Annotated in this window: 21 protein-coding genes and 1 riboswitch; of the genes, 6 read left to right on the plus strand and 15 right to left on the minus strand. The window is 39.5% G+C overall.

Annotated features, from left to right (window positions below):
- Positions 1-72 precede the first annotated feature (72 nt).
- Positions 73-606: a SprT family zinc-dependent metalloprotease gene (locus M1E86_RS13855; protein WP_213914192.1), complete on the plus strand. Its 534-nt coding sequence runs from the start codon at positions 73-75 to the stop codon at positions 604-606.
- 32 nt (positions 607-638) lie between these two features.
- On the opposite strand, the gene M1E86_RS13860 is transcribed toward M1E86_RS13855, so the two are convergent.
- Positions 639-1709, minus strand: coding sequence for a magnesium transporter (locus M1E86_RS13860; RefSeq protein WP_213914181.1), 1071 nt, complete (start codon positions 1707-1709; stop codon positions 639-641).
- Positions 1710-1782: 73 nt separating this feature from the next.
- A riboswitch (M-box (ykoK) riboswitch) is annotated at positions 1783-1955 on the minus strand.
- A 586-nt stretch (positions 1956-2541) separates the two neighbouring features.
- Here M1E86_RS13860 and M1E86_RS13865 point away from each other — a divergent pair.
- The gene (locus M1E86_RS13865) at positions 2542-2778 is read left to right on the plus strand and encodes a HEAT repeat domain-containing protein (RefSeq protein ID WP_102137364.1); all 237 of its coding nucleotides are present in this window, start codon (positions 2542-2544) and stop codon (positions 2776-2778) included.
- Positions 2779-2879: 101 nt separating this feature from the next.
- On the opposite strand, the gene hcr is transcribed toward M1E86_RS13865, so the two are convergent.
- Entirely contained in the window at positions 2880-3884 is a 1005-nt protein-coding gene (gene hcr / locus M1E86_RS13870) for an NADH oxidoreductase (RefSeq protein ID WP_213914180.1), read from the minus strand.
- A gap of 76 nt (positions 3885-3960) precedes the next feature.
- On the minus strand, positions 3961-5613 hold the full coding sequence (gene hcp, locus M1E86_RS13875; protein ID WP_125891442.1) for a hydroxylamine reductase: 1653 nt from the start codon (positions 5611-5613) through the stop codon (positions 3961-3963).
- Positions 5614-5918: 305 nt separating this feature from the next.
- Here hcp and clcA point away from each other — a divergent pair, with 305 nt between their 5' ends.
- Positions 5919-7316, plus strand: a complete 1398-nt coding sequence (gene clcA / locus M1E86_RS13880) for a H(+)/Cl(-) exchange transporter ClcA (RefSeq protein WP_125891443.1) — start codon at positions 5919-5921, stop codon at positions 7314-7316.
- 55 nt (positions 7317-7371) lie between these two features.
- Here clcA and tehB read toward each other — a convergent pair whose 3' ends face one another.
- The 5 genes from tehB to M1E86_RS13905 all read right to left on the minus strand — a co-directional run bounded on the left by tehB (position 7372) and on the right by M1E86_RS13905 (position 11879).
- Complete coding sequence (gene tehB / locus M1E86_RS13885; RefSeq protein WP_213914178.1) at positions 7372-8262, minus strand: SAM-dependent methyltransferase TehB; 891 nt, start codon at positions 8260-8262, stop codon at positions 7372-7374.
- 121 nt (positions 8263-8383) lie between these two features.
- On the minus strand, positions 8384-9463 hold the full coding sequence (locus M1E86_RS13890; protein WP_125891445.1) for a linear amide C-N hydrolase: 1080 nt from the start codon (positions 9461-9463) through the stop codon (positions 8384-8386).
- 176 nt (positions 9464-9639) lie between these two features.
- Positions 9640-10413, minus strand: a complete 774-nt coding sequence (locus tag M1E86_RS13895) for a topoisomerase IV (protein WP_213914177.1) — start codon at positions 10411-10413, stop codon at positions 9640-9642.
- A gap of 316 nt (positions 10414-10729) precedes the next feature.
- On the minus strand, positions 10730-11308 hold the full coding sequence (locus M1E86_RS13900) for a YceI family protein (protein WP_125891447.1): 579 nt from the start codon (positions 11306-11308) through the stop codon (positions 10730-10732).
- Positions 11309-11321: 13 nt separating this feature from the next.
- Positions 11322-11879, minus strand: a complete 558-nt coding sequence (locus M1E86_RS13905; protein WP_125891448.1) for a cytochrome b — start codon at positions 11877-11879, stop codon at positions 11322-11324.
- 380 nt (positions 11880-12259) lie between these two features.
- Between M1E86_RS13905 and M1E86_RS13910 the strand changes: the two genes are divergently transcribed.
- The gene (locus M1E86_RS13910) at positions 12260-12889 is read left to right on the plus strand and encodes a glutathione S-transferase family protein (protein WP_213914176.1); all 630 of its coding nucleotides are present in this window, start codon (positions 12260-12262) and stop codon (positions 12887-12889) included.
- 140 nt (positions 12890-13029) lie between these two features.
- On the opposite strand, the gene M1E86_RS13915 is transcribed toward M1E86_RS13910, so the two are convergent.
- Positions 13030-13650 carry a malonate decarboxylase holo-ACP synthase gene (locus M1E86_RS13915; protein WP_213914175.1) on the minus strand — a complete coding sequence of 207 codons (621 nt, stop codon included), beginning with the start codon at positions 13648-13650 and terminating at the stop codon, positions 13030-13032.
- Between the two features lie 210 nt (positions 13651-13860).
- Between M1E86_RS13915 and M1E86_RS13920 the strand changes: the two genes are divergently transcribed.
- Together M1E86_RS13920 and M1E86_RS13925 are read left to right on the plus strand one after the other, a co-directional pair.
- The gene (locus M1E86_RS13920) at positions 13861-14829 is read left to right on the plus strand and encodes an FUSC family protein (protein ID WP_125891451.1); all 969 of its coding nucleotides are present in this window, start codon (positions 13861-13863) and stop codon (positions 14827-14829) included.
- A gap of 137 nt (positions 14830-14966) precedes the next feature.
- A complete protein-coding gene (locus M1E86_RS13925) occupies positions 14967-15608 on the plus strand; it encodes an NAD(P)-dependent oxidoreductase (protein ID WP_125891452.1) in 642 nt (213 codons plus the stop codon).
- 104 nt (positions 15609-15712) lie between these two features.
- Here M1E86_RS13925 and iolB read toward each other — a convergent pair whose 3' ends face one another.
- From iolB to M1E86_RS13955, 6 genes are all read right to left on the minus strand, one after another.
- A complete protein-coding gene (gene iolB, locus M1E86_RS13930) occupies positions 15713-16543 on the minus strand; it encodes a 5-deoxy-glucuronate isomerase (protein WP_125891453.1) in 831 nt (276 codons plus the stop codon).
- Positions 16544-16691: 148 nt separating this feature from the next.
- Positions 16692-17585, minus strand: a complete 894-nt coding sequence (gene iolE, locus M1E86_RS13935) for a myo-inosose-2 dehydratase (protein ID WP_213914174.1) — start codon at positions 17583-17585, stop codon at positions 16692-16694.
- Positions 17586-17615: 30 nt separating this feature from the next.
- Entirely contained in the window at positions 17616-19520 is a 1905-nt protein-coding gene (locus M1E86_RS13940; RefSeq protein ID WP_125891455.1) for a bifunctional 5-dehydro-2-deoxygluconokinase/5-dehydro-2-deoxyphosphogluconate aldolase, read from the minus strand.
- A 25-nt stretch (positions 19521-19545) separates the two neighbouring features.
- Positions 19546-20679, minus strand: a complete 1134-nt coding sequence (locus M1E86_RS13945; protein ID WP_213914173.1) for a Gfo/Idh/MocA family protein — start codon at positions 20677-20679, stop codon at positions 19546-19548.
- Between the two features lie 314 nt (positions 20680-20993).
- Positions 20994-21422, minus strand: coding sequence for a PTS sugar transporter subunit IIA (locus M1E86_RS13950; RefSeq protein ID WP_213914172.1), 429 nt, complete (start codon positions 21420-21422; stop codon positions 20994-20996).
- Positions 21423-21476: 54 nt separating this feature from the next.
- Positions 21477-22883, minus strand: a complete 1407-nt coding sequence (locus tag M1E86_RS13955) for a sugar porter family MFS transporter (RefSeq protein WP_125891458.1) — start codon at positions 22881-22883, stop codon at positions 21477-21479.
- Positions 22884-23116 lie beyond the last annotated feature (233 nt).

Here is a 23116-nt window from a genome sequence, read left to right on the forward strand (position 1 = left end):
ATATATCTTTTGATATAATATATGTCAATTATTGCTTGTTTATATCCATTATCTTCACGTATCCTTTACCCCATGAAAACAATTCGTGTTCCACTCTTTTTACAGCAACAAGTCATGCGCACATTGCGCGAAAAACTCGCACTTGCAGAACATAAACTCGAACAGTCATTTTCAGAGCCAACCGTTAATTACAAACAACGGGGGACAACTGCAGGTAGTGCTTATTTAAAAGAATGGGAGATCCGCCTTAACCCCAGTTTACTCATCGAAAATACAGAGCAATTTATTGATGAGGTTGTGCCTCATGAATTAGCTCATTTGTTGGTTTTTCATATATTTGGGCGTAAGGGTATCGCACCACATGGCAAAGAATGGAAATGGATGATGCAACATGTACTGGAAGTCACGGCGAAACGAACACATAACTTTGCGGTTACAACAGTAAAAAGTAAAACATTTCGCTACCGCTGTGCCTGTGAAATGACCCATGAATTAACCATACGCCGTCATAACAAAGTGTTACGTGGTGAGAACCAATATTTATGTCGAAAATGTGGGGAAGTGTTAAAACAAGAAGAGATTTCTATCGCTGCGGCAGAAAATTAGTTTTTCTGCCGCATCAAGTTTGAGGTGTGCGCTTAAGCAAACTCCGTCATCACTAATTTTGCGATTTCAAAGTAGATAATTAAGCCAGTTCCATCAATAAAAGTCGCAATGAACGGTGCAGAAACAACTGCTGGGTCCACTTTTAACTTCTTCAATACCATTGGAATAATTGAAGAAACAACCGCACTCCACATTGTAATAGCCACGATGGTTAAGCTAACCACAATAGTGACCTCGTGGCCTACACCTAAAATCCACGCACGGATTAATGCAGCACCACCGATAGTCACCGCCACTAAAAATGAGGTAGAGACCTCTTTCTTCAAAACGGTACCAAGATTGCGTAAACTCACCTCGCCGAGCGCCATTGCACGAACTAATGTCGATGTAATTTGTGTTCCACTATTACCGCCTGTACCAATCAACAGTGGAATGAAAAACGCTAACGAAATCGCGGCTTCGAGTTGTTCTTCAAACGCTTTTAACACTGTTCCTGTATAGGCTTCGGCCACAAATAGCATCAATAACCAAACGACGCGTTTACGCCATAGAGTTACAGGGCTTGTCGTTAAGTAAGGCTCATCTAACGGGGTTGTCGCACCTTGTAACTGCGCATCAAGTGTATTCTCATCTTCAATCAGTTCGGCGATATCTTGCGGACGCAAAACACCCATTAATTTGCCAAATTGCACCACAGGTATCATATCTAAACCACTATGGTTAATCAGGTCATAAACATCATGACGCGATTGTTCTGGGGCAACAGAAAAATAATTGTGTCGCATGATATCAGACACTAATAAATTTTCAGGTGAAGCTAATAATGATTTGACTGAAAGAATACCATTTAAATAATTGTCGTTGTCGACAACAAATAAATAGGTTGGGATTTGCTCGCCATCAAGATGCTCAATAAGATTTTGTTTCACGCAAGCTATTGAGTCTGCGACAGATACTGGCAAATATGATTGACTCATATAAGCACTTACTGTTGCATCATCAATTTTTGGTGATTGTGTATTATTGTCTTTGAGGCGTGCGCCTTTCATTGCGGATTGAGCAATAGCAACTGCTCCCGCTTTGTTCTGGGTAGTGAATGTCATTTTTTTAGTCCCTATTACTGTTGGTTACTCAAACAGTACTCACATAGGGGCGAAACCAGATGAGAGAATGCAAAAGCTATCTCTTCGTCTCGGTTTTAGCACTATACAACGTATCCTGACTTTAGCAGGAAGTTACATGGGGATATACCTTCGGTCGATATATCCTGTCCTGATCTTGGGCGTCTCTCGACGTCGTCAGATCAGTAACCTATGTTTGTATAGGAGCCTCGCCTAACGAGATACTGCACTTTGGATGCGGCGCGAATTATACCCACTGGTGAATTAATTGCCACCCTATATCTACGTTTTTTTACGCATGGAAAACTTATTGTTTAAGTTCCGTTTAAGTTCATATGAATTACATCTACATAATGTAATAAAATGTAACTAGCAATAAAATTAGATATTCAAATTAAAATAAATATATTTAGTGACTTCCCTACAACCAATTCTTTGATAAATCAAAGTAAGATCTGTAATATTATTTAACAAATCTTATCGATAATTAGTCAAAACTTATTCTTCCATTTACCTTATAATACAAAAATAACAACATAAAGGAGTACACCTAATTAAATATAAACAACACACCTTATAAGAGTATTCGCGATAACTAATGCTAACTGACGATTGGTTTTTTATATTAACAATGCGCAAATAAACAAATAATGAAATAAGAAAATACACTTACATCGCTATTTAAATCGATATTGTTATTGAAAAGCATTTTTTTAGATTGTTAATATTTAATATCAGGCATCAATTTAGTATTAAATATTACGGGAATTATCTTAGAATATTTTTTATTTTATTTAACAGTGAAAGTTTTATTATGGATAAAGTAATTGTTGGAATGTTAACGAATTTAACATTTCGCGTAAACGATGAAATCAAAATTGCAGCTATTTCAGCTTTAGGTGATTTTAAAGCAACGATTGAATACAATGATGCCATCATTCGGATCATAGAGTTATGTCAAGATCCAAACAAAGAAGTGGCTGTATCAGCAATTAATACGCTGAGTAAGCTATCTATTTATTTTCTACGTGGTTCACTACCAGAACATTAATTACACTCTCATTTTGAGTATTGTAAATAATGACTATGATCTATTTTATAATACTGTCCCATTAATAATCTAATGAGACAGTTTGCATATATTAAACTAATTTACGCTATTTCAGTGTTACCTTGTAATTGGCAGCTGCAAGCTAAAACATAACCTTCAGCGATTTCTGCTTCAGTTAATGTCATTGTACTTGTTGTTGTGTAATTCCCTGACAACACTTTTGTTTTACAGCTTCCACAAACCCCTGCTCGGCAAGCCGCTATAATCGGTTGTTTATTTTGCTCTAGTGCGGATAATAAAGTCGTTCCCACTGGGACTTTAAAATCAACCAATCGTTGGCGAATTTTCAACGTAAGAATATCTTCACTATCAACAATATCGGGTTCAGTAGAAAAACGCTCCATAAAGAAATGTTCAGCAGGAACACCTAAATTCGCAGCAAATTGCTGTGCATTTTTCATATAAGGCACAGGCCCACATGTCATTACAATTCGTGAATCAATATCGGGTACTAAAGCTTTCAATTTCTCTTCAGTTAAACGCCCTTGAGCAACATCGCCATTATCGGGAGTTTCTGGCATAACACACAATTGCAATCGTTCTGGGTATAGCCGAACCAACTTTTGCCACTCCTGCGCAAAAATAACTTGCTTATCGTCACGAACATTGAAAAGTACTTTTACATGAGAACTCGGGCGATTCACCATCAGCCAACGTGTCATTGACATAATCGGTGTCACACCACACCCAGCCGCTAACATCAAATACTGAGTATTTTTTAGATTAGCACACGTGAATTCCCCTTGTGCTTCAGAAAGCCAAAGATAGTCGCCCTCTTTAACCGAACGTGTTAGCCAATTTGACCCTTGACCATCATCTAACCGCCTGACAGTAATGGATATAAATCGACTTTGTCCCGGTGATGATGAAAGAGTGTAAGCACGCATGACATCATCACTATTTTTAATACTCACCAAGGCATATTGACCTGGCGAATACGTATAAAAATCATGATTGATAAGGTTGATTGTCCAGACATCCGGTGTTTCTTGGATAATCGAATGAACTTGCATTCTATTTGGACATAAACTGCTTGGCATGGTCATCGCGCTACTCCTTTAAAGGGGGGTCGCTGCCCCCGTCTTTCACATCGTTTTTAAGCTTTTTCTATCGTTTTATTGATCATGCAGGTAAGATTTCTGCCAGATCTTGCTCAACCGTCGTAATACTACGCATGCCAAACTTCTCGTTTAACACATTTAATAAGTTTTCAGTTAAGAAACCCGGTGCTGTTGGGCCGGTGTAAATATTTTTTACACCCAACGCTAATAATGTTAAAAGGATGACAATCGCTTTTTGCTCAAACCAAGACAGGATCAAACTCAATGGCAAATCATTAATACCGCAACCAAGTTTTTCTGATAGATTCACCGCAAGCATAATTGCAGAGTACGCATCGTTACATTGTCCCACATCCAGTAGGCGTGGCAGCCCTTCTAATGTACCGAAATCTAATTTGTTAAAACGATACTTACCACAAGCAAGTGTCAGGATTAAGCAATCTTCAGGCACACTACGCGCAAAATCTGTGTAATAGCTACGCTCACCACGGCTACCATCACAACCACCGACAAGGAATACGTGACGCAATTTTTTCTGTGAAACTAAATCAATCACCGCATCTGCCGCACCTAACAGTGTTTGGCGACCAAAACCAACGGTAATTTTGTGCTCGATTTCGGTGTACGGGAAACCAGTAAGTGACTGCGCCTGAGCGATCATTGCAGAAAAATCATCGCCCACTAAATGTTTTGCCCCCGGCCAACCCACAATACTACGCGTCCAGATACGGTCTTTATAATCACCAACATCAGGATCAATGATACAGTTGGATGTCATCAAGATAGACCCAGGGAATTTTGCAAATTCCACTTGCTGATTTTGCCAACCACTACCATAGTTACCGACTAAATGAGGGTATTTTTTCAGTTCTGGGTAACCATGTGCTGGCAACATTTCTCCGTGGGTATAAATATTGATACCCATACCTTCGGTTTGTTCTAACAACATTTTTAAGTCTTTCAGGTCATGGCCTGAAATCAAAATACATTTCCCTGCAACTGGGCGAACGTTAACTTCCGTTGGTGTTGGGTGACCAAATTCGCTCGTTTCACCTGCATCCAGAATTTCCATAATTTTGAAATTCATCAAACCAATTGCCATGGCATTATCAAGCAGCTCACTCATATCAGATGGCAATGTTCCAAGCCAAGCCATAATTTCATGATATTGCCCATAAACATCATTATCATACTGGCCTAACACATGGGCGTGTTCCATATAGGCAGCTGCACCTTTTAAGCCATACAGACATAACATACGTAAACCGTGAATGTCTTCACCGACTTCAGCTTTATCAATATCTAATGAAAATTGAGCCGCTTGTTCCTGCAAAGTTGGAATATCTGTCCCATTTAATTGCAAATTAATTAATGGGTGATTAAAAGCCACTGCGCTATTCACGGATAAGCAATGTTTAATTAATTTATCACGTAAATAAATAGCTTCACGGGCATAACCAATAATACGCTCTGAATCAAAGTTGACGTTGGTTAAGGTAGAGAAAAATGCGCGTGGAGCAAAACTATCAATATCATGGTCGATTATGCCCAGTGAGCGGGCAGTGACTGCGCTTGCAGATAAGCTTTGCAATACAGCAACTAATAAATCTTGTAGGTCAGATGTTTCTGCTGTTTTACCGCACATACCCTGCGCGTATGCACAGCCATTACCAGCTGGAGTTCTAATTGTTTGTTCACATTGCACACAGTACATGTTATTAGCCTCTTAAAGTTGCATTTTAAATACAACATTAAGACTACGCTCTTTATTAGAATAAAAAAGCGGAATTATTCGTTATTTCACTGTTTATTGATCTATATTAATATTCGTTGCAAATGAGAACTATTAACGATATTAAAAGTATGCTATTCGTGCTTCTTAGTTTTATTTTTCACCTTTCTTGCTTAAATCCCCTATTTTGCATTTTATTTTATTCCTGATAACGTTCTTACGATAACTCTTGTTATACTTACCTATAAGTGTTTGTTATTCCATCGTATAAAGAGAATCCAATAAAGATGAGCCAAGTAAATTCAGTAAGTAAATCTATGATGAAAAATCGATTGCGGATTTTTAAACGGTTAAAAGAATCAGATAAAACACCTTTAAAGATCTTACTACTCGCTGCACTGATTGGTGCAGCAGTCGGCCTCATCGGTTCTCTATTTGAAATAGGAACAACTTGGATTAGTAACTATCGCGTTCAATCGGTGAGTGAATGGGTTGCCCCAAAATGGCTAATGGTTGTTGGGATGTTTTTTATCTCGGCACTTCTTGCCATGTTAGGTTACTACCTGGTTAAACGGTTCTCTCCTGAGTCAGGTGGCTCTGGGATCCCAGAAATTGAAGGCGCATTACAGGATTTACGCCCTGTAAGGTGGTGGAGAGTCATTCCCGTTAAGTTTATTGGTGGATTAGGGACATTGGGCTCAGGTATGGTATTAGGACGAGAAGGGCCAACCGTACAACTTGGTGCGAACCTGAGCCAAATGTTCTATGATTTATTTCGTTTAAAAGATAATGAGTCACGCCACACCTTGCTTGCCTCTGGTGCAGCGGCAGGTTTATCCACGGCATTTAATGCCCCTTTAGCCGGTATTTTATTTATTATTGAAGAAATGCGCCCACAATTTAAATACAGTTTAATTTCAATCAAAGCGGTATTTATTGGTGTTGTTACTTCCACTATTGTCTATCGGTTAATTAATGGAGAAGCTATTGTATTAAATATCGGCCAATTTTCTTCTGCACCGATGAATACTTTATGGCTTTATTTAATTTTAGGATTAATGTTTGGTGTTATCGGTATCTGTTTTAATGGTTTTTTATTGTACCTACAAAGTAAATTTTTAGCATTTTACCAAAATAAAATTTCTCGCTTTGTCTTCATGGGCGGGTTAATTGGTGGTGGCTGTGGTGCAATTGGTGTTTACCTACCTGAAATTGTTGGTGGGGGTTATTCAGTGATCCACCAGATGGTTGCAGGCCAATTCACCATCACATTGTTATTCATATTTTTTGCTTTACGGTTTTTAACTTCAACGATCAGCTTTAGCTCAGGGGCTCCAGGGGGCATTTTTTCCCCTTTACTTGCCCTTGGAACCTTATTTGGTGGTGTTTTTGGTTATGCTGCCCTCGAAATATTCCCTAATTACCAAATTGAAGTGGGAACTTTCGCTATTGCTGGTATGGGTGCTTTATTTGCCGCAACAGTCAGAGCCCCATTAACTGGTATAGTTTTAGTTTTAGAAATGACAAATAACTACCAGTTAATCTTACCGATGATTATTACCTGCATTGGCGCCACAATGGTGGCTCAATTTTTAGGAGGCAAACCGCTTTACTCTGTATTGTTGGAAAAAACTTTAGCGCGTAGCGAAAAAGAAACAGCGAATACCGTTGCTAACAAACCTTAAAAATAAAAAGAGTTGCCGATGGTGGCAACTCTTTTTGAAGATAATGAATTCTAGTTTATTTCTTCTTCGCAATGAGTGTCGCGAAGTTTAATTTTATACGATTACCTTGTGGATCCGTGCGGTGTAAGTGCCCAGGGTTTTCATTATATTTCAAAATATCCCAATCTTTATAATACCCTTCTAACTCCCCAGGTTTTAAGAAGCATTTAAATGGCACTAAATCCAGTGGCGCATCTGGTGTTTCAACGGCACATACAATAACGTTAATTCCTCCTGTTAATGTATGTTCTTGCATATTGGTGATCACATTTGCAATTTTTTCTCTTTGCAAGAACATCAATACAACAGTGGAAATAATAAGTTCATAATCCTCTTGTATCTGGTGACTATTGATGTCGTAAACCGCTGTATGAATATTTTCAACTCCGGCTTGTTTTTTAACAAAGTCAATAGCTTGGATATGTTGAGGGTTGATATCTACCGAGGTCACGTCGTACCCCTGCAAGGCAAGATAAAAACTATTGCGACCCCGCCCTGAACCTAAATCCAATGTTTTACATGGCTTACTGAGGTGATTCTCACACAAATAACGCACTTCTGAATGGGGGATCGTTAACCCGTGCTCTTTATAAAATTTCAGTTCTGATTTGCATAAAAAAGCGAGCTGGCATTCCATATCATCACTACACGCGGAAATACGGTGCCAAACTTGAGGTTCGATAATAGGCGGCTGGTTATGAATATCAAAGGTAAAGTGTTGCTCGCTGCCATCTTCATTAAAAATGATAAAGTCTAAAGAGCCTTTTAGCACTTTCAACTGTGCATATGTATCCTCTTTTGTATTATGGCGCTCTTGGAACATTAACGGTAAGGACGTTTTATTCCAAACTGGCATAGTTTTGTAACACACGAGATCATTCATATCATCACCACCAATAAGTTGCATTTTAAATACATCTTATACCGTTAGTTTGCTATCTGCAAAACATTCATGAATAAACTATCAAAGACTTGATTCATATCAACCCCCTAAAGGTGAAGGAGGCTGATATGCTTTATAAGTGATATTAATAACTTAATTGTTCCGCACTTAACCCTAAGAATTCAAAAGGTTTTGAAACTACATAATTGTTGGTCGCATCCCCTGAATAGATATGGCTCTGCTCTTCACCAAGATCCAATTTTTTCACTTTTCCCGTTTCAGCCGAGAAGTCAATTTTGGCTAAATCAGTCCAAAAAATATTTGGCGTTAATGCCGATTCAAAAAAGTAAAGCTGGCGTTTATGGTCAACCAATGTTCGCCAACGTGTTGATGAGATTTCAGGCGAGCTTTCGGACGTCAATCCGTAAGGAACTGACACATTACGTACCACACTGAAAACACTAGCTACCGCTTTATTAGGTGTTGTTTTTTGAGGGATTGCATTAATATAAAACTGAGCGCGAGCATATCTATCAGCAGAACGATTAGTCCCCGGCAACATGACAGTGCCACCAATACCTTGCCAATATTCCTGCATTGCTAATTGCTTTTCATAAGCCGGTGAGTTAGTCATCACTTGATATTTGCGGCTATGATGAATGACCTGCTTACCATCAATATATTCAATAATTGCGCTATCGCCACTCGCATCTGATAATGACAAATGCAACGTTGCTAATCTATCTTGTCCCGGGACATTATCCGTTGCGACGACAAGTGGATTTTTTTCTAGGTCAGCGACCGCCTCTTCAACTGTCGCATAATTATCTAGAACATATTGCGCCCATAAAGATATCGACAATGCCGGTTGCTTGTTATCGAGTTGAGGGTATTTTGATTCCGCAAGCCACAGTAAATTAGCAACAAGGCCTTCCTCGTTTACGCCATCAGTCGTTGAAATGTCATAACCCGAGGCTATCACACTACCGTATTTTGATTTCCATTTTAAAGAGTTAGGCCCTGCAATACCGTCACGCTCCATGCCTCGAGGAAAGATCCATAGATTAGTACCGATATCATATTTCCAATCCATTGTTCTTCCGGTCATTATTTGTTCATTTTCACCTAAATAAACAACTCGAGTACAAGCTTGGCTTACTGTAATCGGCATTGATATCGCTGCAGTTGCGGCCAGTGCTACGATACTTTTTTTAATAAATTGCATGCCATCTCCAAAATAGTCAAAAATAAATTTACATAATAAGCATACTACATAAATACGAACTATTTATGCTCAAAAGAACAATGTATTAAAAATAACTTCGATTAACACAATGAAATATAATACTTAATGACACAAAATGGCACCCACATTACCCCGTGCCATTTTGCTAAAAAGAGTTAATTGTTTACTGATGAAAATAAAGAACGCAACAATGCGGCCTTCTTCGGATTATCTGGAATAGATAATATTTCATCATAAAAACTGATAGAAATACGGCAAGCTAATGCAGGAGACTTTTTCCCTGCCTCTAAATTCCCGAGGATTGCAGTATCTGCACCATACTTTGCAGAAAGCCCGCTAGCGAGTTGCGTTAACTCATCCGAATACTCTTTCGGGGACATCAATGCCTGTTTAACACCAGCCTCACTTGAAATTAAGAGTTCATTGGTTGCCTGAATTTGTTTCAACAAAACAGATTGGCTTTTCTGCGGAGGAATAATTTCTGCAGTTTCCCTTAGGTGCGGAAATAATGAATAAAAACATGTTTTCCCTGTTGGATCTTCTTCCAATAAGATTTTCAAGTAATCATTCACTCTGCTAGTAAAATTAATCACGGAATCATCAGAGGCATATTCCATTCGTTCGAGTACTAACTTCATGACATTGCCAACAACCTGATCAAATAGTTGACGGCGTAAATCTTCATTAGTTGGGTCGTATTGTGTAATTAGGTGCTCAAAGCTTTGATAGGTTTCAGGGCTTATTTTCCTAACCGTCGCGATAACCGGCAGTTCTTTTTCAACTTGAGCAAGTGCTTCTGAATGAATGGCACTGTTATTTTCTGTAGATAACACATTGTTATCTTTGCTTAGCCAATAAAAACCGAATGCAAATGCAATAAAAATAATACTAACAATTAATGCGGTTTTACGTGAGTTATTTGTATTCAAAGTTACCCTGCCTTTTCTTGGTAAAACGGTTCCCCACAAACACTTTCAAGCTGATTATATATTGCAAAACTAATGCATATAATGTCATGGCATCTAAAAACGCTAATCTTCGCGTATCTAGAGTGTTACTCCATGAATTGACCTATAAAAAGTGATAATGTTTATTTTAGCTTGTATCAAAGTCATCTAGCTATAGGAATAAGGGAAATTGCGAGGTTAAGACGAGGGAATTTGCCACAAAGAGGCAATTAATAATACGTTGGATATAAAAAACCTTCAGGCCTCAAGAGCCCGAAGGTTTTTTATGGCAAAAATCTTATTTAACTTGAACACCTTCAACTGAAATCAACAATTCTGCTTCTTGAGATTTAGGGCCCAAATCAGATTTGATGTTAAATTCTTTCAGTTTGATATTACCTTGAGCTTCAAAGCCTGCACGGTATCCACCCCAAGGGTCTTTACCTTCACCCATTAATTTAGCATCTAAGGTAATTGGTTTCGTGACTCCATTTAATGTGAAATCACCGGTAATTTTGTAAACATCACCGTCTTTCTTCACTTCTGTTGAAACGAATTTCGCTTCAGGGAATTTTGCTGCATTTAAGAAATCACCACCGCGTAAATGTTTATCACGCTCTGCATGGTTAGTATCAATGCTGCCAGTCTTGATAGTCACTTCAACTTTATCTTTTGATGGATCTTTTGCATCATAAGTAAAAGTCCCATCAAAGTCTTTAAAGCTACCATATACCCAGCTATAGCCTAAATGCTGAATACGAAATTCAATAAACGCGTGTTGGCCTTGCTTATCAAATTGGTAAGTTTCTGCTAATGCTGAACCAGCCGTTAAAAAAAGTGCACCAGTAGCCAGACCAAGAACCGTTTTCTTCAACATAATTATCTCCACGTTACTTATCGGGGTTAAAACCCAACATTCTTTTTAATGTAATATCACGATCAAAAAAGTGATGTTTAAAAGCTGCAAAAGCATGCAACACTGATAATAAAACCACTGCCCAAGCTAAATATAAATGGACCTCACCTGCGGTATCCGCTTGTGTTGCAGCACCCGTAAATAGTGCAGGCACATCAAACCAACCAAATACACTGATAGGCTGCCCATCAGCGGTTGAGATTAAGTAACCGCTGATCAAAATACTGAATAAAATAATATAAATCAGAATTTGAACAATAATAGAGCTAGCTTTCGTTAATTTACTGTAGCTTTCTAATGGCTTCGGCGGCGGTGAAATAAATCGCCAAATCACACGAAATGCCATAACAATAAATAATAATATTCCTATACTTTTATGTATCTCAGGAGCTTGGTGATACCAACTATCATAATAGCCTAGTGTCACCATCCATAAACCTAAAGCGAACATTCCATATACGACAATTGCGACCAGCCAATGTACGAGCAAAGAGATATGCCCATAGCGGCTTGCATTATTTTTCCATTGCATGATAAAAACCATTTCAAGAAGAAGGTAATATTTTATTAACTAAGCCGTAATAATCATAAGGTGAAATTAATTTTATTCCTATCCCAAAGTTAAACAAATATTTTGTTGAAGATATTCAAATACGATCAACATAATGAAAAATAGATTACTATTTGATTTTGTCCAGTTTTCATTATAAAAGTTAAATAAAGTTTCTTCCACTTTTGTAAATGGTCGTAACTAAATACTTAGCTAATTATTTATTAATTCCAATTAAATCTAACTTATACTTAATAGATATACGTTATTATCGACAAAATAACGTTTGTAGCTCGGCCTTTTCCACCATAAATTGGTATCCTTTCATTTAACATTGTGAATCGACTAACAGGTTAAATACTATGTATAAACTTTGGATAGCGAATAAAAATTATTCTTCATGGTCACTGCGCCCGTGGGTTTTATTAAAGGTATTACAAATCCCGTTTGAAGAAAATGTGTGTTTATTTGAAAATGGCAAAAATAGCCATGAAAAATTCAGTCGTTTTTCTCCTACCGGTTTAGTTCCTTGTTTAATCGATGAAAAACAAACAGTATGGGATTCTTTAGCCATTTGCGAATATGTTGCAGAAGATTATCCACAAGTCTGGCCAAAAGAGCGAAAAGCCAGAGCGTGGGCGCGTAGTGCAAGTGCAGAAATGCATTCCGGTTTTGGTACCTTGCGCCAGCAATGTCCAATGAATGGCGCTCATCATTCACCTCTTGATAATATTTCAATTGAATTACAAACTGACTTAAACCGATTGCAGACATTATGGCAAGATGGGTTGAACCAATTTGGTGGTCCTTGGCTTGCAGGCCGCGAATTTACGGCTGTTGATGCCTTTTTTGCACCCGTTGCCTTCCGAATTCGTAGTTATCACTTACCGGTAAGCCCAGCAGCTAAACAATGGGTTGACCGAATTTTAGTTTTGCCCGCAATGAAAGAGTGGCATGAAGCCGGCTTACAAGAACCAAATATTGAGCATTGAAATGGACGAATAAGGAGGCATTATGTGCCTCCTTATTATTTGATGAGAAAAAAATCACCTGCTCGAACATCAAAATTAATATTTAACCAGTTTGCTGGCCATTCAAGCCATACTTGGTTATTTAACAGACAAATCGCCGCCTATAACTTTTCATCCCAAGGGTCTGACGTCATCACCTCGCCAAGTGGCGTATGTAATGTAACCTGTTCATTTTTAAACCACTCCGCTAATGAGAACCCCCCTTTAGGGGTTTCGATATGAATATCGATTGGACAATATGGCGTATTAGCCTTAATAGCAAACTCAGCAAAATCTTCTTTTTCTTGAGGGTGTGGACAGCGAATGACCACATCAAGGTCGCAGTCTGACAGCATACTTTGAATATCTGTCGCTAATGTGTAGGCACAACTGCCTGCAACCCCCCAATGCCAAGGCCATTTAGTTTGTGAAATTATCCATAGAACTTGAACTGGTGGTAATGCAATAAACATAGAACGTTGTAATTCAACAGAATTAGCAACCAATGACTCAATATTCATAATGTGCGTGATCGCCGATTTTTCAATCTGAGTTGTCACTCGTTGATGCGGTTTTATGCCTCGGATAGCAACTGTGAGTTTATTATTTTCTGCTTTATCTCGATAAACGGTCAGAGGGAGTTTATTGTTCCACTGTGAGGCGACCCATTCTGGAAGTGTATCTAGCGCAACGTCTTCATTATTACCAACCCAAACAAAATCATGCGGATTAATTATTTGCATTTTATTACCTTTATGATTGCTACGACTGCTCTTCCCTATTATGCCTTTTTTGTCACATAAAAACAGAATATCGCACCCAACAATTTTACTAATGTCATTTAGTGGTTGCTTGTCATAAATACTGAGTTATCACCTTGAAATACCATGCCACATATTATTTAATTACCTTATTAATTAACAAGTTAGATATCTTTTTATGAGCATCGCATTATGAGAACGTTTCCCGCTATCCACGATGGCATTATTTTTACCAGTTGTATGTTTTTTAGTGCCGCAACCGCTTTTGTGATTTTAGATGCACAAGCCGCAATGTGGGCAACGTTCTCTACACTGTACTCATTCAATTTATTTAATGCGGCAAAAGAATATAAAAACTATGCCTACACGGCTGGTTGTTTGTTAATGATTTTAGTGGCTATTTTTATTGGTGATACCTTACGTCTCGGTACTGCATATTATATTTACCTCGCCATTTTTTCGTTCATTTATTACCAATTGTATGGCACGGATCCCGCGATGGATTTAACCATGAAATTTATGATTATTATGTCGACAATTGGGACCATTTTACCGGATATATCCAAGAGCTTAGCGCTGGGTTTTATTATTGGTAGTGGAGTCACATTAATTACGTATTATATCCTTAGCCATAAAATGACTCGTCACAGTGTAATTACGAGTGCTTTGGTTGAACAAAATTTGTTTACGCTAAGAAAAAATATTATTCCACGTTCAATGATTTATACTTTTGGGCTATTACTCACACTTGCCATACCACGCAGCATAGATTTAGGCCACTTTTATTGGACATTACTGACCTTCGTTTTTGTATTGAATCCAAAATCACAAAGTATCGTTAAAATTACTTTGCAGAGGGTCTTAGGCAGCCTTATTTCTGTCTTATTACTGTATTTTTTGTTTAATCTACCATTTATGCCATACATCGGTTTAATTGCGGTCGTGGTGTTTGCCTTTCTAATGCCGATGAGTTTTCATCACGGATATACGTTTATGACATTTGTTGTGACAAGCTTAATTTTGTCTATTCTTGAGCTTGTTATATATTGGCGCCATCCTACTTATGAACTCTTGTTTGACCGCGTCCTTGAAACTGCCTTAGGGGGATCTATCGCCATTATGACGAGTATTATTTTAAAGTTATTTAGAGAAACGAAATAAATTCAAGTATATTCCCCAATCAGAACGTCTGTTCTATACTCAAAAAAGAATAAATTGGAGAAAGCATACGTCCTAAAACCTAGCCCTATCAGTATCATTATTCTTGAGTGCAATATTCGAGCAAAGGGGAACTGAAGATGAAAATATCAATTATTGGCGCAACAGGTTTTGTCGGCAAAGCATTAGTCGCTGAAGCGTTACTTCGGCACCACCAAGTGACGGCGATTTCCCGCCATAGCAATCAATTATCTCAACATGCTCACTTAATCACTGCTGTGGGTGATATTACCGATATTCCATGGTTAACTTCTCGGCTTAAAGGACAGGATGTCGTCATCAGCGCGTTTAATGGCGGCTGGCAAAATCCGAATTTGTATCAAGATACCGTGGCTGGTAACCAAGCCATTTTGCACGCGGTACAAAAGTCGATGGTAAAACGGTTTATCGTCATAGGTGGTGCAGGTAGCCTTAAAATCGCCCCTAACGTTGATCTCATTGACTCCCCTGAATTCCCCGCTGAAATTAAACCTGGAGCCCAAGCAATGCGGGAGTTTAAAAACCAGTTACAATCCATCGATTCACTGGATTGGACCTACGCCTCCCCTGCGGCAATGCTTGAAGAAGGGGAAAGAACAGAAACCTTCCGTCTTGGTGGAAACCAGTTATTAATGAATGGTCATACTCCCGCTAAAATCTCAGTTGAAGACTTTGCAGTGGCTATTCTTGATGAAGTGAATAATTCTCAGTTTATTCGCCAACAATTTACCGCAGCATACTAAATTTTGACCGAAAAAAGCCGGTAAATATTTACCGGCAAAATAGATAACAGATTTGGTGTTTAACTTATTTTATTCACTTATCGCTGGCTTTCTTCGCAACTGACTTACTTTTCACGATGCTTAGCGGCATAGGTCTCACTATTTACCCAGTTATGGTCTTTTTCCCACGTAAATAACCATTTACGTGTTGGTCCGGCCATCACATTAAGGTAATAGTTATCATAGCCAGCCACTGTCGCCATTGGGTGGTACCCTTTTGGCACCATAACAACATCTTTGTTGTACACCGCCATACACTCATCTAACTCGCGGTCGTCAGTGTAAACACGCTGCATACAAAAACCTTGAGATGGATTTAACCGGTGATAATAAGTCTCTTCTAGATAAGTTTCATTGGGTTCATTATCGGTGTCATGTTTGTGGCTTGGATAAGAACTGGTGCAGCCCTCATCGGTAAAGACTTCCACAACCAACAAGCTGTCTGCCGCTTTATCATCCGGCAGAATATTATGTACATAGCGCTTGTTGTAACCGTGGCCACGCTGCTCTGCACCAATATCATCCGGCCCGATTAAACGTGTTGGATAAGTGCCCTTTCCTTTGGCGCTGCAAACCGCCAGTTCAAGGTCAGTATCGGCGGTGACCTCAGCAAATTCTTGGGCTGTCACATACACTGCGTAAGGTTTTTTACGTTCGAAAGGATCCATACGGTCGCCAATATTTTCAAACGTTTGAGCAGGTGTTTTAATCGTCGCTTTACCTGCCACTAAAACTAAGCACATTTCATTTTCAGAAGCGGGTAAGGAAATAGACTCACCTTGCTTTAGTTCATACACATCAAAGTGAACATAACCCCAGTTAGCGATTTGTGGAGTGATATGCTGAGTACGCTTATGTGCATCTGGAGCATGATATTTCGACAATAATTTTGACATAACTTTCCTCTGACACTTTTTAGGTTCTAGATAGGTAATTCTTTTCAGTCAATAACCGTTTCATCAAGTAAATAATTCAGTTTGTGGCTAGGCGGCTAAGGTCGGTGAACGAAGCCAACAAGGCCACAAACTGAAACATGACGACGATTTAGATCAAGCCCGCTTCTTTCGCTAACTTATGCAAATTATTGTAGCCTAGCGTTGCATACGTCAGCGGATGCGCAATTGCAGGGTCTTGCTCTGCTTCAACCACTAACCAACCATTTTCATATTGGCTATTTTTCAATACTTTAAACACTTCAGGGTAGTTAACACAGCCATCACCAGGTACAGTGAATACCCCCGCTAATACGGCATCTAAGAAGCTGGTTTTACGGTTTTTAACATCTTTTAGGACATCCGCACGAACATCTTTGCAGTGCACGTGATTAATGCGTTTTGCCCAGCGTTTCGCCACTTCAACAGGATCTGCACCAGCAAAGGTCAAGTGACCAGTATCTAGCAATAAACCGACTTCATCACCCGTGTGCTTCATTAAGTTATCAACATCTTCAGCGGACTCGATCACGGTTCCCATATGGTGGTGATAGGCGATTTTAACCCCTTGAGATAAGGTATATTTCGCAAATTCAGTCAGCTTCTTACCGTATTCTTCCCATTGATCCGCAGGGAACAATGGACGCATATGAACCGGTTTGTTTTGGTCTCCATGAATGCAATGCGTCACTTCCGCGAAAACCATCACTTTAGCGCCTAAATCACGCAGTAACGCTAAGTGTTCTTGTACCGCTTCAATTTCTTCTTCCACACTGCGAGATAATAGTTCTCCCGAATACCAGCCTGAAACCAGTTGTAAGTCATGCTGTTTTAAAATCGGCCCTAGAATCTCCGCTTTACGTGGAAATTTATTACCTAATTCAAAACCAGCAAAACCTGCTTGACGGCCTTCAGTTAAACATGTTTCTAGAGATGTTTCTGCCCCTAAAGTGGGTAAATCATCATTCGTCCATGTCAACGGATTAATACCAAGTTGGATTGCCATGATGAAGCTCCTGTGTAGGTAAAAGTAATATTATTTACGCTGACGCCATAGGGCTATCAGGTTTAAGTAATTGGTTTTAATTTTCTGCACCAGCTCATCGTCATTGATTTCACCTTTCATCCACTCCAACGAAGGCTTACCAAATAAAGTACGACCAACGGCAAATCCTTTGACGATTGATTTCCCAGCGGCTGCATTGAAACCTGCTTGCAGTTCTGCTTGCGGTGCATCAAGCCCTAATAACACAACACCACGGCAATATGGGTCACGTTCTTGAATTAATTGATCAACCGCATCCCAGTTTTCCGCTTGCAGTGGCGGTAATTTCCACCAATCTGGTTTGATGCCTAAGTTATAGAAGCGTTTGATTGCGCGTAAATACAGCTCATCATTACGTTCCATATCCGCAGGCAATATCACTTCGAGTAGTAATTCATGCCCTGATTGGCAACAAGCGCTATACACTTCCTGAACTGTTTTTTCTTGCTCTAAGCGCAGTGGGTGGTTGTCTTCTGGATGGAAGAAGACCAAACATTTCACAATATGTTCTTTTGGCCAGCTAATCAGTTGAGAACCAATGTTTCCGTGCTCTAAACACAATGGTCTTGATGCAGGCAGCTCAATTGGACGGCCAATCCACCAGCCACGTCCAGTCACATCATTCAATACGTCTTGACCAAAGGTACTGTCGCAAAGTAGCCCAGCTTTACCTTGTAAATTCGCTTCTTCAGCCACTTCACTGCTGGCACGGAAAATCAATTTTTTCAGATAAGGGATACAGGAAATATCAACACCTGCATTACGAGCCATATCAACGAATTGAATACGATGGTCGAATGCCATAACACAAAGTTCATTCCATTGTGTACTCCGTGAAGTCACACGGTGTAGATGATTTAGCATTGGGTCGAGATCTGGGCGCGGTACTGCCGCAGCACGCTCAAGGTAATTATCTAACTCGATTTTTGTTGGCATTGCAGGCGCACAGCCATGGCGCGAAACCACTAAAGCCCCACAAGCATTCGCGTAGGCGCAGGCTTTTTCCCAACCATCACCGTTTAAATAACCACGCAGTAGACCAGACATAAATGCATCGCCTGCGCCTAATACGTTAAGAACTTCAACTCGCACCCCATGAACCGTGATCCCTTCGTCCAACGTTTCTGGGATCGCCCCGCTGAATACGGAGCAGCCAAGAGAACCGCGTTTACACACCAGTTCCGCATCCGTTAATTGGCGAATGTTCTTGAGTGCTTGTACCGTATCCGTTGTCCCGCCAGCAATATGAAACTCTTCTTCTGTCCCGACAATCAAATCGAACATCGATAACACGTCTTGCAGTTGTTGCGTGACGCTATCGGAAGCAATAAAGCGCGTTTCACCATCACCCAGTGAGGTCAGCCCCCATAAGACAGGGCGATAATCGATATCAATCGCTGTTTTGACGTTATTACGTTTAGCATATTCCAGTGCTTTCAATACTGCCGCACGCGTTTTCGGGTTCGATAAATGCGTTCCTGTAATTGCCAAACAGCGCGCAGATGCAATATATTCTTCAGTAAAGTCGTCAGGCGTAATTGCCATATCCGCGCAGTTATCACGATAGAAAATTAATGGGAAAGTATCCTGATCTTTAATCCCTAAGATAACTAATGCAGTTAATCTGTCTTTGTCCGTAATAAGATGGCTGGTATCACAGCCTACACGCTGCAATTCCTCACGTAAAAAGCGCCCCATGTGTTCATCCCCCACACGGGCAAGCATCGATGATTTCAACCCTTGTATTGCAGTGCCGAATGCAACGTTTCCTGAAGAGCCCCCTAAATATTTAGCAAACGAGCTCATATCTTCTAAACGAGAACCTATCTGTTGTCCGTACAAGTCAACGGCAATACGGCCCATACAGATAACATCTAACTTCTTCTGCTTATCCATTAATTACCCCTTAACTACAACAGAATTAATTGATTTCTTTTACTTTAACCCAGCGCTGCTCTTCATATGAGCGTTCAATGGCATCTAAAATACGCGAGACTTTCCAGCCTTCTTCAAAGTCAGGCCACATGGGTTTGCCTGTTGCAACACCATCAATTAAATCGCGTATTTCGACCGTTTTTTGGTCATTAAAACCAATACCATGACCCGCAGCATTACAGAATGGTGCATAGTCTGGGTGCTCTGGCCCCACGAATATTGTTTTGAAACCTTGGCGGTTGCTTGGTTCATCATGGCGATAGAGCTTTAGCTCTGCCATTCTCTCTTGGGTGAAAGACAGCGTTCCTTTGGTACCAGTCACCACATAGGTCAGCCCCATTTTACGGCCTGCAGCAATACGGGATGTTTCGATAACCCCCATCGCACCACCGGCAAAGCGTACCATCGCATGGGCCTGATCTTCGTTTTCCACAGGAACCATCACCGATGACCCTGCTTTTTCTGGGCGCTGTTTAATCACGATATCCATATCACCACAGACGGTTTCAATGTCTCCTACGAGGAATTGCGCCATATTAATAATATGTGCAGACAAATCCCCCAGCGCACCGAGCCCCGCTTTTGCTTTAAAACAGTGCCAGTGAATTGGCGCATTAGGGTCAGCCATATAATCTTCATTATGGGTACCATAAAAATGGATAACTTCGCCGATTTCACCATTAGCAATGATTTCTTTCGCAAGTTGCGAAGTGGGGTTTTTCATGTAATTAAACCCTACTAAGGTTAAGACACCGGCCTTTTTAGCCGCTTCAACCATCTCCTTTGCATCTTCAGAATTAAGTGCTAATGGTTTCTCACAATAAACATGTTTTCCATGCTTGATAGCTTCCATTGCCATTTCTTTGTGCAGGAAATTAGGCGAACAAATATCCACTACATCAATATTTGGATCTGCAACTAATTTGCGCCAATCATCTGTAGCACGGTTAAAACCCATTTCCTGCGCTCGGGTTTGTGCTAGCTCAGGGGTAATTTCTGCAATCATTTCGCGAACCAATTTCCCCTGCAATGGAAAAACGGTTGGTGCTTGTGCATAAGCAATGGCATGAGCTCGCCCTATATAGCCAGTACCTATCATCCCGATACGGATCTCTTTCATCTGTTCTACCTCTCGCTCATTTCCTATAGTGCAATGGCTGGCCCAATATTCGTTCCAGATTTTATTTCAATAATCATGTTATACGGAACATTCGTTTCACTTTCAATATTATTGGAAATATTAATTTCATTATGTGATCTAACGTTAACTTTTGATGTAATTAGTTAATTTATAAGAAAATAAACATTCAATTCAGAGGAGTAGAAAACAATAGAGGCGTAATAAAGCGGAATAAAATGAAATAGAATAACTAAAAATGAAATTTATTGAGTATGGGATCTGACAAAAATCCCATACTCCCTTAAAAATCAAAACTAACGATGAAGAATACTTAAAAACTCTTCTTTACTAGAGGTCAGAGACAATGCATTTGCAATAAATTCGTCACTGAAAATCAACGCTATTTCCCTAAGGACATCAATATGTTCCCTTGATTTTGCAATCACACCGATTGCGATAAACATCACATTGGTTCTATCCCATATAACACCATCAGGGAATTGAAAAATTTCAACACCAGTATGCAAGATAATATCATTAGCTGACTTAGGGAGATGTGGCAATGTGATGCCATTCCCCAAGAACGTTGATATTTGTTGTTCTCTTTCCGTTAGGAAATGGACACAATCTCTATCAACATAGCCTTTATTTTTACATTCCGTACCCACCATTTTTAATACTTCAGCTTTATTTCTTGCTTGGCAACCTAAATGCAAATTACTTGTGGTCAGTTGTTCTATCATATCCAACCCTCGATTAAGTTAATTAGGTATATTCACACCATCAATAATTAATAATTACATTGATGAGAGTTCTTCTTCTAATTGTTCTAATGATTTGTTTGATGTTTCTGGCAATAACTTCACAACAAAAATGATAGCTAAGTAGTTTATTACCGCAAATATTAAGAATACTGGGCCTAAACCAAGTTCAGCTTGTAACACAGGGAATAAATAACTCACAATCGCATTCATAATCCACATAAAGAAGACCGAGATCCCCATGGATAACCCACGGATTTTAAGTGGAAATAGCTCTGCAAGTACCACCCAAGTTAAAAAGCCCATCGTTCCTTGCATAACCCCTACAAATACCGCGCCAAGTAACCAAATTAATGTGGCTTTAATATCCCCGGTTAAGAAGTAGTCTGCTGCTGCAATTAATAAATGTAACGATGCCATTAGTGCAAAACCACCAACTATCAGTGTTTTACGCTTAAATCTGTCGACAAGGAATAACACCCCTATCACCATACCACCGACAGAAAAAACACCATTTAATACGTTGAAAACTAAAGAGGTTTGCTCAGAAAAACCCGCTGTTTTGAGAATTTCTGTGCCATAATACATAATAACGTTAACCCCAGTCGTTTGCTGTAATGCCGCCCACACCATCCCAATTAATACCAATTTAAAAATCCAAGGCGTGTTAAAAATTAACGCTAAATTTTGTTTATTGGCATTCGGATGACGTTTAGCTTCCGCAGCTTCAACATCTAATAACGTCACGATATCTTCATATTCTTGAATTGCACGTTTTTCAGGACGAATTTGCTTCAGTATTTTCAAGGCTTCTTCACGACGGTTTTTGCTCATTAACCAACGTGGGCTTTCAGGTGCTTTCCACATACCAAATAGCAGGCAAAATGCGGGGACTGCTTGTACCAATAGCATATAACGCCAGACATCAGGAAGGTGACCCCAAATAGAACCAATAATCGCATTAATCGCAAATGCCGCTAGCTGTCCGATAACAATAGCAACTTCATTTAGTCCAGTGAGTTTTCCCCGCATTTCAGTTGGGGCAACTTCAGAAATAAATGTCGGTGCCGTCACCGAGGCCCCACCAACAGCAAAGCCCAATATAAACCGTGCAATAAGAAGAACTTCAATATTTGGTGCAGCCGCAGATAAAAATGCCCCAAATAAAAACAGAAATGAGAGATAAAGCAAATAAGTACGGCGCCCAATAAAGTCAGCGATACGACCACCACAAACACTGCCTAATGCTGCCCCCACGAGCAGGACACTCATTACCAGCCCCTCCGTGGTTGGTGTTAAGCCCATGTTTTCTTTCAGTGATGAGAACGCACCATTAATGACGCCTGTATCATAACCAAATAATAATCCACCAAAGGTTGCAACTAAGGTTATTTGGTGCAACCTTTTTCTCTGTTGTTGATTGAGATTCATGATTAATGACATATTATTACCTTATTATTTGAATCATTATGTCTTACCAAGAAACAATTTTTAAATATTTAAATAAATGCTCAATATTAAATAATGAAAGAGGTTTCTGGCACTCTATTTGAATCGCTACTTTGCTAGCTTTAGGCCTGATCTATCAATTTATTGAAAATCGTTTTCGCAAATGTAAAACGACAAATACATCAGTTAAATTAAAGAAAGTAAGATTGTAAAAAGCTCCAATTAAT

The sequence above is a fragment of the Providencia sp. PROV200 genome, from assembly GCF_049901995.1.
GTDB classification, from domain to species: Bacteria; Pseudomonadota; Gammaproteobacteria; order Enterobacterales; family Enterobacteriaceae; genus Providencia; species Providencia rettgeri_E.